The organism is Pseudomonas khavaziana (genome assembly GCF_036704165.1).
GTDB classification, from domain to species: Bacteria; Pseudomonadota; Gammaproteobacteria; order Pseudomonadales; family Pseudomonadaceae; genus Aquipseudomonas; species Aquipseudomonas khavaziana.
In genome coordinates, this window is the sequence record NZ_CP129946.1 from 5,787,775 (window position 1) to 5,802,050 (window position 14,276).

Annotated in this window: 10 protein-coding genes; 8 read left to right on the plus strand and 2 right to left on the minus strand. The window is 58.5% G+C overall.

Annotation, left to right across the window (positions count from 1 at the left end):
- Nucleotides 1-45: 45 nt before the first annotated feature.
- Complete coding sequence (locus tag QYQ93_RS25790) at nucleotides 46-3,267, minus strand: hypothetical protein (protein ID WP_338475782.1); 3,222 nt, start codon at nucleotides 3,265-3,267, stop codon at nucleotides 46-48.
- A 261-nt stretch (nucleotides 3,268-3,528) separates the two neighbouring features.
- The gene (locus QYQ93_RS25795; RefSeq protein ID WP_338475783.1) at nucleotides 3,529-5,439 is read right to left on the minus strand and encodes a sigma-54-dependent Fis family transcriptional regulator; all 1,911 of its coding nucleotides are present in this window, start codon (nucleotides 5,437-5,439) and stop codon (nucleotides 3,529-3,531) included.
- A 271-nt stretch (nucleotides 5,440-5,710) separates the two neighbouring features.
- On the opposite strand from QYQ93_RS25795, the gene QYQ93_RS25800 reads away from it, so the two are divergent.
- The 8 genes from QYQ93_RS25800 to ppa all read left to right on the plus strand — a co-directional run bounded on the left by QYQ93_RS25800 (nucleotide 5,711) and on the right by ppa (nucleotide 14,117).
- Complete coding sequence (locus QYQ93_RS25800; RefSeq protein ID WP_043048012.1) at nucleotides 5,711-7,231, plus strand: aldehyde dehydrogenase family protein; 1,521 nt, start codon at nucleotides 5,711-5,713, stop codon at nucleotides 7,229-7,231.
- Between the two features lie 207 nt (nucleotides 7,232-7,438).
- On the plus strand, nucleotides 7,439-8,872 hold the full coding sequence (gene eat / locus QYQ93_RS25805) for an ethanolamine permease (protein ID WP_046069706.1): 1,434 nt from the start codon (nucleotides 7,439-7,441) through the stop codon (nucleotides 8,870-8,872).
- 64 nt (nucleotides 8,873-8,936) lie between these two features.
- Complete coding sequence (locus tag QYQ93_RS25810) at nucleotides 8,937-10,331, plus strand: ethanolamine ammonia-lyase subunit EutB (protein ID WP_043048015.1); 1,395 nt, start codon at nucleotides 8,937-8,939, stop codon at nucleotides 10,329-10,331.
- On the plus strand, nucleotides 10,328-11,164 hold the full coding sequence (eutC, locus tag QYQ93_RS25815) for an ethanolamine ammonia-lyase subunit EutC (protein ID WP_338475784.1): 837 nt from the start codon (nucleotides 10,328-10,330) through the stop codon (nucleotides 11,162-11,164). The genes QYQ93_RS25810 and eutC overlap by 4 nt, the downstream gene beginning before the upstream one ends.
- Nucleotides 11,165-11,254: 90 nt before the next feature.
- On the plus strand, nucleotides 11,255-11,713 hold the full coding sequence (locus tag QYQ93_RS25820; RefSeq protein WP_056846361.1) for a GNAT family N-acetyltransferase: 459 nt from the start codon (nucleotides 11,255-11,257) through the stop codon (nucleotides 11,711-11,713).
- Nucleotides 11,714-12,002: 289 nt separating this feature from the next.
- On the plus strand, nucleotides 12,003-12,659 hold the full coding sequence (locus QYQ93_RS25825) for a DedA family protein (protein ID WP_003194521.1): 657 nt from the start codon (nucleotides 12,003-12,005) through the stop codon (nucleotides 12,657-12,659).
- 6 nt (nucleotides 12,660-12,665) lie between these two features.
- Nucleotides 12,666-13,481, plus strand: coding sequence for a zinc-dependent peptidase (locus QYQ93_RS25830; RefSeq protein WP_043048020.1), 816 nt, complete (start codon nucleotides 12,666-12,668; stop codon nucleotides 13,479-13,481).
- 108 nt (nucleotides 13,482-13,589) lie between these two features.
- A complete protein-coding gene (ppa, locus tag QYQ93_RS25835) occupies nucleotides 13,590-14,117 on the plus strand; it encodes an inorganic diphosphatase (protein WP_005791810.1) in 528 nt (175 codons plus the stop codon).
- Nucleotides 14,118-14,276 lie beyond the last annotated feature (159 nt).

Here is a 14,276-nt window from a genome sequence, read left to right on the forward strand (position 1 = left end):
GCAACACACCCACCCAGCAAGCAAGAATTAAATACCTGCCAAACACTATTCTTCCAAGGCAGTCACAACACCAAACTGTGCAGCTTGCACCCCAAAAGGCGTCTTGGTAATAACATTATATGCATACCATCCTCCATTTCTCAGGACTGCCACCGTGGGTCGCCACACATTATCTTCCGCCGATTTAAAAAAACCTTTGACGATATCGCCCTCCTTGTAAACTTTGGAGACATCATAACTTTTATAATTCCCTCTCAGCTTTGACAGGAGCTCATCACTCTTGCTCGCGAGGTAACTAATATCCCGATAGCCCGCGCGTGCGCCCTTATTCAAGTTTTTGGCAATATCTGCACTATCGGTATACCCCACCGAAGCACCGACACCGGCAAATACTCCGCGTTTGAGAATCGTCAGCAAGCCCTTGCCTGCCTTGGATGCTTTACGACCAGCATTTGCCGCAGGAAGGGCAAAACCTAAAATATCGAAGCCGATATTAAACGCCGCCCCCTTGATATCGCCCTTCCTCGCATCTTGAACACCATCATAGAAAGGCACGAGGCTTAGGAAAAACTCCTTGAGGCTTTCATCAATCGCGCGCCCTTTCTCAATTTCTGTAACCCCGGCAGCCTTGAGTTTGAGATCCTCATAAGTCTGCACGGCGAAACTTCCCACTGACCGAGCAAGCGCATTGGTTTTTTTTGAGAAGTAGGAACCCGGCTTCTGCCCCGCCACATCCGGCGGGTCACGCACTTCGTTGAGCAGTCCATAGGGGCTGTAAACATGCAACGAGCCTGGGACATAGCCCTTGCCTTGATCGCTGAAATACGAACTGTCGTCGAAGCCAGTTCGGCTGCCTGGAACACTATCTTCCTTGACGATTCGCCCCTCGAAGGGCAGAACACTGTAGGTAGAAACTTCACCCTTGCTGTCCACCACTTTCATCAACAAACCCTGAGTCCCCTTAAGCTCCTTCAGTTCCTGCTCAGTAGGTTTCCTTGGCCAGAAGACCCTGGTGGCAAACACTTCAAGTGGAGACGGGAGAACATCCAGGAAAGGCCGAGACACTTCGAAAAAGCTCACATCCGATTGACTGATTTTCTCTTGATCGGCAATTGGCAATAATGAAAGCTGGAATTTGAATTGGATACCCCATGCACTTTCGTGGGTTGTCCGGTAATCCTGGAACGCTTCAGAAAACGTCTTGTTGATGTCGGGCTCAAGCTCCCCAATACGCGAATTCATCTGGCTGTATGGAAATTTTTGCTCGTCCAGCGACTTCCATTTATCCACCTTGACAGGGCCACTCATGTAAATATCAAGCAGTGACATCGGGGTATGCTTGACGTTCGTGTCCTGCAATACCTTGAGCGTCGGATCAATATCCGGAAATACGCGCTTGAGCTCTTTCAACGCCAGCGCCTCTCGCGTTGTTGGAAGCGTATTCAACGCTTCGCTCGCCCATAAAATTTCTTTTAATACTTTCCATATCCGCTCTACCTCAGTCGCGGTAACGCCGATTTTCGAACTGTTTTCAATGAGGTTGTTTGCAAAGCCCCAGGCGACCATAGCGTCGTGCATGGCCGCGCTCATCTCGCTGTCGCTCTCGAACGAAAGTAGAGACACGTCACCATACGCCATCACCTGGTTATAGGTCATGTTTGCCGATGCGCCAGGCACTTGCAGCTCAATGCGCATGACTGATATGCAGAAACTCAGCCATGCAAGGGAGCCATAAATAATCCCGGGCGGTATATTTTTTACCAGCAGTTCCGGGGCTACCGCCGATAACAGTAAACGCGCAGCCACTGGGGCCAAATCAACACCGACCTTGGGCTCAAGGTGAGCAATAAAGCGTTTCACGATTTCAGCGGGGGAAAGACCGATATTATCTTTGTTATACAGGTCATAGCCTGTCACGTTGAAACGCGATTTCGCTGGGTTGGCGTCAAGGTCATGTACAAGTGCCGCATTCACACTCTCAATCGCGCTGGTTGGGGTTTTGATCAGCTTGAACAGGCGTTGGGCATCGCCCCCTAACGCCAGCGCCTCGGGCGAGCGAATGAGCTGGTCCATTACCAATGCGGGGTTGTCCGCAGTCATCGTCCTTATGGTTTGGGGAAGCGAATTCATGAGCAGTCTGAGTAGACTGTCGGCACCAGGCCCGGTCTGTGCATCGGAAACCTCAGCCCGGTGAAGCCTCTTCCACTCGTCTATCAGGCTTTGCATCAAGCGCAGCGGAGTACGACGATTCAACTTTATGTCCGACTGTTTCACACCACCCGATTCAACACCTGGCGCGCGATGAGCAAGGTCAAACGACAACGCCTGCGCCGCCTCGAAGGCCTGCTCAGCGTTAACAGGGATCATGTTGCCTTCCTGCCTGAGGACTTGCGCAACACTCATTTCACTGCGCTGCTCGCTGGCGAACAGGCTTGAACGAGGGTCAATGGCTATCTTGACTGCGTCCAGGTCAATGCGCCCGCTGGCATCACCTACCTGGGAGCGCAACGCGGTAATAAGCGCATGACGATCGGCGTTATCCCCCAATGCCTGCTGGTGTGCAGACAACGCTTCATCAGAACGCGGCGCCACATAGTGGTCGGGTAATTCAAAGCCAGGCTTTTGGAATAATTGTCGAATGCGGGCATTCACCTGAGCGGTGGTTGGGGTATTGGGCTCACCGTAAAACTGCGCGACCAAGTTAAGCGGTACTTGATCACCATGACCATATAACGGGTAGACAAACTCTTGCTGCGGTTCTGGGGCAAATACGCTGGAAATGGACAATAAGGTGCGCGAAACATCGGACCAGCCGGAGTCGTCTAATAACGAAAAGGTCTTAATCGAGCCGCCTACATACCCTGATATTTCCCCGCGAGACGGATTGACTTTTAAATAAGCCGTGTCGAGATTCTCCCGCCTCGCCCAGGCTAGAAATCCTGGCTCTTTGAACGCGCTATCTAACTGTGAACGCCAAAGTCCCAAGGTCGACTCCCGAGGCACGTCAACCAAAGGCGCGGGGCCAAACGTCTTGTTGATACTCGCGGCCAATGTCTTGGCGTAAGATCTCGCCACTTCAGCATCGGCGCCAGCCCGTGAAACCGCCGTTGGCCGATCAGCGCGCTTGGGCTGCTCGATATGGGCGGCAGCGCGTAACTCATCTGTGGCAGCATTACCGTGAGGCGTGCCAATTGCCTCTGCAACAGGTGCCAGAATGGCGTTGAGGGCAGACGGGAGCAGAGGCTCGGACAGATGTGAAATATTCATGGTTCACCCTAAATGCAGACATTAAGATTCCCGACAAAGGAACCTCTATACATGCACTTAGTGGAACATCGAAAAAAAATCGCGCAGTTAAATTTCAACCAAATAATACAACTTTAAAATACTTACTCCTCAACGCATTCGCACGCCGCAAACCTCAAGGGCTCAGCATACTGTAAACAATATAATACCGAGACTCTCAACTCCCTTTTAGACACTCACTGCATCACTCTTCAAGCAATAAAAGGCCACAACAAATGTAGTCTAAATACCGAAACTTCGTGAAATCCCGTGTTTGCGCAACTTCCTGTAAAGCGTATTCCGGCTAATACCCAGGCTTACGGCCGCTTGCGTCATGTGCCAACATTGGCGCTCCAGCGTGTCAAGCAATGCCAGGCGCTCTGCATCTTCCAACGCCAAACCGTTGCGAGCCTCCTTGATCGGTGCGGTTCGGCCTTGGCGAATTATCGCGGGAAGATCCCCGAGGCCGACATTGCCGCTCTCGTTCAGGGCGACCAACGTGCGCAGCACGGTGCGCAATTGACGCACATTGCCTGGCCAGGTGTATGCCAGCAGGGCTTGCCGAGCCTGGACGTCGAGTACCACCGACAGCGTTCCAGCTTCTTGTGCCAGTAGAAAGTCGAGCAATTGCGCCTTGTCACTGCGCTCGCGCAGCGGGGGCAGCTCAATCTCCAGGCCGTTAAGCCGGTAATACAGATCCTCGCGAAAGCTGCCGTCTTGCATGCGCTCGAGCAAATTTCGGTGTGTGGCGCTGATAATCCGCACATTTACAGCGTGCGGCTCACCGCCGATGGGCACCACCATGCGATCTTCCAGCACCCTTAACAAGCGCGTCTGCAACGCCAGGGGCATGTCACCGATTTCGTCGAGAAAGAGGGTGCCGCCATCGGCCTGTTGCAACTTGCCGCGCATGCCATCTTTAAGGGCGCCGGTAAAACTGCCGCCGCGGTAGCCGAACAATTCGCTTTCGATCAGGCTTTCCGGAATGGCGGCGCAGTTGAGGGCGATAAAAGGTTTATCGGCACGCTGGCTGGCTTGGTGTATGGCCTTGGCGAACGCCTCCTTGCCGGAACCGGTCTCACCATTGACCAGCAGCGGAACGTCACGCTCGAAGACGCGCAGCGCCTTGCGAAACTCATTTTGCAAGGCCGGGTCGGCCAGGCAGATGCCGGGCATGCGCGGCGGCTCGGGCGCCTTGAACACGGGGTGCGGCACAGGGCGCGGCTGACCGCGCAACGCGGCGAACAAGTGCCGACCGTCGCGGCTGCGTAACGGCCAGCTCGCGGTGGCATTGGCACTGGCGCGACCGAGCAATTGGTCCAGGGAGCAGTCGAAGAACGCCTCCACCGGTTGCCCCAGCAAGCTCCCGCGTACCTGCCCCAGCAGGTTCAACGCGCTCTGGTTGACCGCGCAGATCCGCCCCTCCCCATCGAACGCCAACAGCCCTTCACTGAACAGGCCCACCGACTCGGCCTGCAGGTGAAAGCGCAGCAGCCAGTGGTGTTCAAAGTGGCGCAGGAAGTAGCAACTCTCAATCATCTTCGCCGACAGATTCACCAGCGCCATGGTGTGGAACTGGCTCTGGCGCGATACCGCTTCGCGCGCCGAGGACACATCGAGCACGGCCAGCAGCTCACCATGCGGATCGAACACCGGGCTCGCCGAGCAGGTCAACCCGGTATGGCGGCCACGGAAATGCTCATCACGGTGAATGGTCAAGGATTGGCGTTCCACCAGGCAGGTGCCAATGCCGTTAGTGCCCTCGCAGGCTTCGCTCCAATCCGCGCCCAGCCACAACCCGGCGCGCTCGAAGATCTTACGCTCGGACGGCGCGGTAACGCAGTTGAGGATCACGCCCCGTGCGTCAGTGAGCAGCACCGCATGGCCGGCGCCGGAGAGCTGCTGATGCAGGCTGTTCATCTCGCTGCCGGCGATGTGCAGCACTTGGCGCAGGCGCTCGCGGCTTTCCAGCAGGCGGCCGTGTTCAAGCACCGTAGGGGCGATGGTCTGCGCAGGATCAAGGTGATAGTCCTCCACGCAGCGCAGCCAGGAACGGGCTATGGACGGATCGCTGCCCGGCCCCTGAGACAGCTCCTGTCCGCGGGTGACGGTCAAGACTTGCTGGGCATGGCGACTGAAATGATCGTTATGCATGTTCTTATTATTCTCCCTGCGTGAGAGCGCCCAGCATCCCCCAGCCCTCCGCCCATTGCAATCCCGGGCCGACCCACCGGTCACAGGCTGTACCGTTTATGGCACAAACCGTCACACCACCTGTATCGCAAGGGTGACAGCGACCCATGGCGCCAACGTCCAACCCCTTGATTTGACTGACCAGCACTGCAGTGGCCCAACCTTTGCTCTACGCTTTATCACGCGCTTGTCGCGATGTACTCCAATAAACATAAAAGCAGGAGATGCCACCATGCGTTACGCACACCCCGGTACTGAAGGCGCTATCGTTTCGTTCAAGGCCAAGTACGGTAACTACATCGGCGGCGAATTCGTTGCGCCGGTCGATGGCAACTATTTCACCAACACCTCGCCGGTCAATGGCAAGCCTATCGCCGACTTCCCGCGCTCCACGGCCAAAGACATCGAAAAAGCCCTGGACGCCGCCCACGCCGCTGCTGATGCCTGGGGCAAGACCTCCGCCCAGGACCGCTCGCTGGTGCTGCTGAAAATCGCCGATCGCATCGAACAGAACCTCGAGCTGCTGGCCATCACCGAAACCTGGGACAACGGCAAGGCCGTACGCGAAACCCTCAACGCCGACATCCCCCTGGCCGCCGACCACTTCCGCTACTTCGCCGGCTGCATCCGTGCCCAGGAAGGCAGCAGCGCGGAAATCAACGAACACACCGCCGCCTATCACTTCCACGAGCCGCTGGGCGTGGTCGGCCAGATCATCCCGTGGAACTTCCCGCTGCTGATGGCCGCCTGGAAACTCGCCCCGGCCCTGGCCGCGGGCAACTGCGTGGTGCTCAAGCCCGCCGAGCAAACGCCGCTGGGCATCAACGTGCTGATGGAACTGATCGGCGACCTGCTGCCGCCGGGCGTACTCAACGTGGTACACGGTTTCGGCAAAGAGGCCGGCGAAGCCCTGGCCACCAGCAAGCGCATCGCCAAGATCGCCTTCACCGGTTCTACCCCGGTGGGCTCGCACATCATGCATGCGGCGGCCGAGAACATCATTCCGTCAACCGTCGAGCTGGGCGGCAAGTCGCCGAACATCTTCTTCGCCGACATCATGAAAGCGGAACCTGCATTCATCGAAAAAGCTGCCGAAGGTCTGGTGCTGGCGTTCTTCAACCAGGGCGAAGTGTGCACCTGCCCATCTCGCGCACTGGTGGAAGAATCGATCTACGACGACTTCATGAAAGTGGTGATGAAGAAGGTCGAGTCGATCAAGCGTGGCGACCCGCTGGACACCGACACCATGGTCGGCGCCCAGGCCTCCGAGCAGCAGTTCGACAAGATCCTGTCCTACCTGGAAATCGCCAAGGGCGAAGGCGCGCAACTGCTGACCGGCGGCAAGGTCGAGAAGCTCACAGGCGACCTCGCCACCGGCTATTACATCCAGCCGACCCTGCTCAAGGGCACCAACGAAATGCGCGTGTTCCAGGAAGAAATCTTCGGCCCGGTGGTGAGCATCACCACTTTCAAGGACGAGGCCGAAGCCCTGGCGATTGCCAACGACACCGAGTTCGGCCTGGGCGCCGGCCTGTGGACCCGCGACATCAACCGCGCCTACCGCATGGGCCGGGCGATCAAGGCCGGCCGTGTGTGGACCAACTGCTACCACCTGTACCCGGCGCATGCCGCGTTCGGCGGTTACAAGAAGTCCGGTGTGGGCCGTGAGACCCACAAGATGATGTTGGATCACTACCAGCAGACCAAGAACCTGCTGGTGAGCTACGACATCAACCCACTCGGGTTCTTCTAACCCACAACACCCTCTCACCTTTGAAACGCAATCAAAGGTGGGAGGGGGCTTGCTCCCGATAGCATAGTGTCAGTCGACATCTAAGTGACTGACCCACTGCTATCGGGAGCAAGCCCCCTCCCACATTTGGATATTCATAAGTATTTGCGATGCGCATTCGGCATACAGAGGCCGAGTTAAAACAATAAGAATGGAAGGTACTTCCCCATGCCTAGCGAACCCACTGGCTCTTCCGTCGACTTCGAAAAAGTCGGCACCGAATACTTCCAACAACGCGAACTGAAAAAAGGCGCCGCCGGCTGGGTACTGCTGGTGGGCCTTGGTGTTGCCTATGTGATCTCCGGCGATTACGCCGGCTGGAACTTCGGCCTGGCCCAGGGTGGCTGGGGCGGCATGTTCCTCGCCACCTTGCTGATGGCGACGATGTACCTGTGCATGTGCTTTTCGCTTGCAGAACTGTCGTCCATGATCCCCACCGCCGGCGGTGGCTACGGTTTTGCCCGCAGCGCCTTTGGCCCTTGGGGCGGGTTTCTCACGGGCACCGCGATCCTCATCGAATACGCCATCGCCCCTGCGGCCATCGCGGTATTTATCGGCGCCTATTGCGAGTCACTGTTCGGCATTGGCGGCTGGATGATCTACCTGGCGTTCTACATCATCTTTATCGGCATCCACATCTTTGGTGTGGGCGAAGCCTTGAAACTGATGTTTGTGATCACCGCCGTCGCCGCAATTGCCCTGGGTGTGTTCCTGGTGTCGATGGTGCCGCACTTCAACGTCGCCAACCTGCTGGACATTCCGGTGACCGAAGCCAAGGGCGCCAGCAGCTTCCTGCCGTTCGGCTACGTCGGCGTGTGGGCGGCGATCCCTTATGCCATCTGGTTTTTCCTCGCGGTGGAAGGCGTTCCATTGGCCGCCGAAGAAACCAAGAACCCCAAACGCGACCTGCCCCGCGGCCTGATCGGCGCCATTGTGGTGCTGACCAGTTTTGCCCTGCTGATTCTGGTGATCGCGCCGGGCGGTGCGGGCACTTACGCGCTGATCAAATCCGGCAACCCGCTGGTTGAAGCGCTGGCGTTGTCCTACGGCGGTTCGACCTGGATGGGCAGCTTCGTCAACCTGGTCGGTTTGGCTGGTTTGATCGCGAGCTTTTTCTCGATTATCTACGCCTATTCGCGGCAGATTTTTGCCTTGTCCCGCGCGGGTTACCTGCCGCGCAAACTGTCCGAGACCAACAAGAGCAAGGCGCCGGTGCTGGCGTTGGTGATCCCCGGGATTATCGGTTTTGGCCTGTCGCTGACCGGCCAAGGCGACTTGCTGATTTTGGTGGCGGTGTTTGGCGCGACGATTTCCTACGTACTAATGATGGCTGCGCACATCACCCTGCGCATCCGTCGCCCCAAAATGGACCGGCCGTACCGCACGCCGGGCGGCATCTTCACTTCGGGCGTGGCGCTGGTACTGGCCTGCGTGGCCGTGGTGGCGGGGTTCCTGGTGGATCCACGGGTGGTGATTGGCGCCGCGGTCATCTATGGAGTATTAATTGCTTACTTTGCTTTCTACAGCCGGCATCACTTGGTAGCAGGCACGCCGGAAGAGGAATTCGCGGCGATCCAGGCCGCAGAGGCCGCCTTGCACTGATTGCCGAAAACCTCGACGCGGGCGCTTTTTCTAGGTTTTGCCCGCGTCATTCAGGAGACACTGTATGGCAAGCTTTTCCCACGCGGTGGGTGCCCTCACCTACCGCTTCGACGACCTCAAGGACGTGATGGCCAAGGCCAGCCCCGCCCGCTCCGGGGACTTCCTCGCCGGTGTCGCCGCGCAGAACGACGGTGAACGGGTGGCGGCGCAGATGGCGCTGGCCAATATCCCGCTCAAGCACTTCCTGCAGGAAGTGCTGATTCCCTATGAAAGCGATGAAGTTACCCGACTGATCATCGACACCCACGATAAACAAGCGTTTGCCCCGGTCAGCCACCTCACCGTCGGCGGCCTGCGCGACTGGCTGCTCAGCGACGCGGCTGATGAACATACCCTACGTGGATTGGCGCCAGGACTGACACCGGAAATGGCCGCTGCCGTGTCCAAGATCATGCGTGTGCAGGACCTGGTGCTGGTGGCGCAGAAGATCCGCGTGGTCACCCAGTTTCGCGGCACCCTGGGATTGCGCGGGCGCTTGTCCACACGTTTGCAGCCCAACCACCCCACCGACGAACCGGCGGGCATCGCCGCGAGCATTCTCGACGGCCTGCTCTACGGCAATGGCGACGCGATGATCGGCATCAACCCGGCCACCGACAGCATCGCCTCGATCTGCGCCATGCTGGAGATGCTTGACGCGATCATCCAGCGCTACGAAATTCCCACCCAGGCTTGCGTGCTGACCCACGTCACCACCTCCATCGAGGCGATCAACCGGGGCGTGCCCCTGGACCTGGTGTTCCAGTCGATCGCCGGCACCGAGGCGGCCAACGCCAGTTTCGGCATCAACCTGAGCGTGCTGCAGGAAGGTTACGACGCCGGCCTGAGCCTCAAGCGCGGCACCCTGGGGCAGAACCTGATGTACTTCGAAACCGGCCAGGGCAGCGCCTTGTCGGCCAATGCGCATTTTGGCGTCGACCAGCAAACCTGTGAAACCCGCGCCTACGCCGTGGCGCGGCACTTCAAGCCATTTTTGGTAAACACCGTGGTGGGTTTTATCGGCCCGGAGTACCTGTACAACGGCAAGCAGATCATCCGCGCCGGCCTCGAAGACCATTTTTGCGGCAAGCTGCTCGGCGTGCCCATGGGTTGCGATATCTGCTACACCAACCACGCCGAAGCCGACCAGGACGACATGGACACCCTGCTGACCCTGCTGGGCGTGGCCGGTATCAACTTCATCATGGGCATCCCCGGTTCCGACGACATCATGCTCAACTACCAGACCACCTCGTTCCACGACGCTCTGTACGCCCGCCAGACCTTGGGTTTAAAGCCGGCGCCGGAGTTTGAACAGTGGCTGGCGAAAATGGGCATCTTCACGCAAGAAGGCGGCAAGGTGCACTTCGGCAACAGCCTGCCACCGGCGTTTCGCCATGCCTTGGCGCAACTGGGATGAAGGAGCCGACCGTGCAACCAGAACTGCCTGATAACCCCTGGCTGGAACTGCGCCGCCTGACCCCGGCGCGCATCGCATTGGGCCGCACTGGCACCAGCATTCCCACCAGCGCCCAGCTGGATTTCCAGTTCGCCCACGCCCAGGCGCGGGATGCGGTGCACCTGCCCTTCGATCACGCCGGGCTCAGCAGCCAATTCGCCGAACGCGGCCGCGACAGCCTGCTGCTGCACAGCGCCGCCCCCGATCGGCATATATACCTGCAACGCCCGGACCTTGGGCGACGCCTGAGCGATGAGTCTGCCCAGGCTTTGCGCGACTACGCCCTGGCGCATCCCGGTGGAGTCGACCTGGCGATTGTGGTGGCCGATGGTCTGTCGGCGCTGGCGGTGCATAAACATACCGCGCCATTTCTGGCACGCCTGGAAGAACAGACCCACGCCGAAGGCTGGTCCTTGTCACCGGTAATTCTGGTGGAACAAGGCCGTGTAGCGGTGGCCGACGAGATCGGCCAACTGCTCGGGGCAAAAATGGTAGTGATCCTTATCGGCGAACGCCCAGGGCTCAGTTCGCCGGACAGCCTGGGCCTGTATTTCACCTACAACCCCAAGGTCGGCCTCACCGACGCCTATCGTAACTGCATCTCCAATGTGCGGCTGGAAGGCTTGAGTTATGGCATGGCGGCCCATCGTCTGCTGTACCTGATGCGCGAGGCGTGTCGCCGGCAGTTGTCAGGGGTCAATCTCAAGGACGAGGCACAGGTTCAGACCCTCGAATCCGACGATCCGGACCTGATGAAGGGCAATTTCCTGCTCAGCCCACCAGATGACCGATAGCGGCACGATTGCGCTTTTTGGCGGCATTAGGCAGCATCAAGCCACGGCCGCTCGCGTGGTCATACCCCCATTCGGAAGTTGAGGCCTGGCATGCGGATTACTCAAGCGACCCTGGAACACCTGGACCTGTTGACCCCGCTATTCGTCAAATACCGCGAGTTCTATGGCGCCCTGCCGTTCCCGGACTCGTCCCGGGCCTTCCTGGAAAAGCGCCTGCGACGCAAGGAGTCAGTCATCTACCTGGCCCTGGCCGATGATGATGACAAGCGGCTGCTGGGGTTCTGCCAGTTGTATCCGAGCTTTTCCTCGCTGTCGCTCAAACGGGTGTGGATCCTCAACGACATCTATGTAGCCGAGGATGCGCGCCGACAACTGGTGGCCGACAACCTGATGCGCACCGCCAAGAAGATGGCCAAGGAAACCCACGCCGTACGCTTGCGGGTCTCCACCAGCAGCGACAATGACGTGGCGCAGAAGACCTATGAGTCTATAGGCTTTCGTGAAGACACCGAGTTCAAGAACTACGTACTGCCGATCAACGAAGACTGACCCCCAATCCCCTGTGGGAGGGGGCTTGCTCCCGATGGCGGTGGGTCAGGGACAAATTCGTTAACTGACACCCCGCCATCGGGAGCAAGCCCCCTCCCACAAAAAACCAAGCCCAACCGCTTCACACTTTCACGACACTCCCCGCTACAAAAGCCACACGCTTTTCACCATTCAATCCGTATAATGCCGACCTTTCAGGGCCGTAAGAACTGCCGCAATTACTTGTAGCCTTATTGCCCGAGCTTCCGCACAGGCCTGCTGAGCCGGGCCGTTCACACAGGTGCCATCCATGGATTTCAACCCGCTCGACCTTATCCTGCATCTCGACGTCTACCTCGACATGCTGGTAACCAATTACGGTCCGTGGATCTACGCCATTCTGTTCCTGGTTATTTTTTGCGAAACAGGCCTGGTGGTCATGCCCTTCCTGCCGGGTGACTCCCTGTTGTTCATCGCCGGTGCCGTAGCGGCCGGTGGCGGCATGGACCCAGTACTGCTGGCCGGCCTGCTGATGCTGGCGGCGATCCTCGGCGACAGCACCAACTACGTCATAGGCCGAACAGCCGGCGAGCGCTTGTTCAGCAACCCGAACTCGAAGATCTTCCGTCGCGACTACCTGCAAAAAACCCACGATTTCTACGACAAGCACGGCGGCAAAACCGTGACCCTGGCGCGCTTCCTGCCGATCCTGCGCACCTTTGCGCCGTTCGTCGCGGGCGTGGCCAAGATGCCGTATCCGCGCTTCTTCGGCTTCAGCGTACTGGGCACCATCCTGTGGGTCGGCGGCCTGGTGACCTTGGGTTACTTCTTCGGCAACGTGCCGTTTATCAAGAAAAACCTCTCGCTGCTGGTGGTGTTCATCATCCTGCTGTCCCTGGTGCCGATGATCATTGGCGTGGTGCGCAGCCGCTTTGGCCGCACCTCCTCCGAAGCCAACCCGCACTGACCGGCAATGTGGTCCCTCAGCGCCTGGCGTCGCCGGCGCCTGCTGGCCAAGCACCCGATTGCCGATGACACCTGGCAGCGGGTGCGCCAGCACCTGACCTTCCTTGACGGCATCAGCGCCGAGCAAGACCAGTGGCTGCGCGAAGCCTGCGTGATCTTCCTCGCCGAAAAACACCTCACTGCCCTGCCCGGCGTCGAACTGCACCAGGAACAACGCCTGCTGCTCGCCGCCCAGGCGCAATTGCCGCTGATGAACCTGGGCGACCTCGACTGGTACCAGGGCTTTCATGAAATCGTGCTGTACCCCGACGACTTCCTCAGCCCGCAACGCCATCGCGACGCCAGCGGCGTTGAGCACGAGTGGGACGGGGAACACAGCGGCGAAGCCTGGCAACAAGGCCCGGTGATCCTGGCCTGGCCCGGCGTACTCGCCAGCGGTCAATGGGAAGGCTACAACCTGGTCATCCACGAGCTGGCCCACAAGTTGGACATGCTCAACGGCGACGCCAACGGCCTGCCGCCCCTGCACCACGACATGCGCGTGCAGGAATGGGCCAGCGTGATGCAAAGCGCCTTCGATGACCTCAACCGCCAACTCGATGCCAACCCGGACGCCGAGACAGAAATAGACCCCTACGCCGCAGAAAACCCGGCGGAATTCTTCGCCGTCACCAGCGAGTATTTCTTCAGTGCCCCGGATTTGCTGGTCAATAGTTATCCACAGGTGTACGCCCAACTCAGCCGCTTTTACCGCCAGGATCCCCTGGCGCGCCTGACCCAACTGCAAGCCCACGACCCGCGCTACCAGCCACACGACGAATGACCGTACGACGCTTGGCGCATGGCATCGGCGTCAGAATATGCCTATAATCGCCGCCACTTTTAGGCCAATCCGGCCATGTCATATGGCCAACTACGGGGGCAACGCCCAATGAGCTACAGCAAGATTCCGGCTGGCAAAGACCTGCCGAACGACATCTACGTCGCGATCGAAATTCCGGCCAACCATGCGCCGATCAAATACGAAATCGACAAAGACAGCGACTGCCTGTTCGTTGACCGTTTCATGGCCACCCCGATGTTCTACCCGGCCAACTACGGTTTCATCCCCAACACCCTGGCTGACGACGGCGATCCCCTCGACGTGCTGGTTGTGACCCCTTACCCGGTTACCCCAGGCTCGGTCATCCGCGCGCGCCCAGTCGGCATCCTGAACATGACCGACGACGGCGGCGGCGATGCCAAAGTCATCGCAGTGCCACACGACAAGCTGTCCCAGCTGTATGTGGACGTGAAGGAATACACCGACCTGCCGCCACTGCTGCTGGAACAGATCAAGCACTTCTTCGAGAACTACAAAGACCTCGAAAAAGGCAAATGGGTAAAGATCGACGGTTGGGGCAACGCAGAAGCCGCCCGTGCCGAGATCATGAAGTCGGTTGCCGCCTACAAAGGCTGATACCCCCGCCTCATTGCCACGGCAAATAAAAAGCCCCGTTAATTCGGGGCTTTTTTATGGGAAAAACTAAACATCAAGTTCAATGTTTATTTAATGATGTTTAACTAAGCACCGCATCTGAAAAAACAAGCCACAACTAAGCCAAATCCTACATATGCA

What these genes read in the sequence shown, in the direction of transcription:
- QYQ93_RS25820 (WP_056846361.1), top strand. Translation starts at nt 11,255, where the DNA reads ATGCGGATTACTCAAGCGACCCTGGAACACCTGGACCTGTTGACCCCG.
- QYQ93_RS25830 (WP_043048020.1), top strand. Translation starts at nt 12,666, where the DNA reads ATGTGGTCCCTCAGCGCCTGGCGTCGCCGGCGCCTGCTGGCCAAGCAC.
- eutC (WP_338475784.1), top strand. Translation starts at nt 10,328, where the DNA reads ATGAAGGAGCCGACCGTGCAACCAGAACTGCCTGATAACCCCTGGCTG.
- QYQ93_RS25790 (WP_338475782.1), bottom strand. Translation starts at nt 3,267, where the DNA reads ATGAATATTTCACATCTGTCCGAGCCTCTGCTCCCGTCTGCCCTCAAC.
- QYQ93_RS25810 (WP_043048015.1), top strand. Translation starts at nt 8,937, where the DNA reads ATGGCAAGCTTTTCCCACGCGGTGGGTGCCCTCACCTACCGCTTCGAC.
- QYQ93_RS25795 (WP_338475783.1), bottom strand. Translation starts at nt 5,439, where the DNA reads ATGCATAACGATCATTTCAGTCGCCATGCCCAGCAAGTCTTGACCGTC.
- ppa (WP_005791810.1), top strand. Translation starts at nt 13,590, where the DNA reads ATGAGCTACAGCAAGATTCCGGCTGGCAAAGACCTGCCGAACGACATC.
- QYQ93_RS25825 (WP_003194521.1), top strand. Translation starts at nt 12,003, where the DNA reads ATGGATTTCAACCCGCTCGACCTTATCCTGCATCTCGACGTCTACCTC.
- eat (WP_046069706.1), top strand. Translation starts at nt 7,439, where the DNA reads ATGCCTAGCGAACCCACTGGCTCTTCCGTCGACTTCGAAAAAGTCGGC.
- QYQ93_RS25800 (WP_043048012.1), top strand. Translation starts at nt 5,711, where the DNA reads ATGCGTTACGCACACCCCGGTACTGAAGGCGCTATCGTTTCGTTCAAG.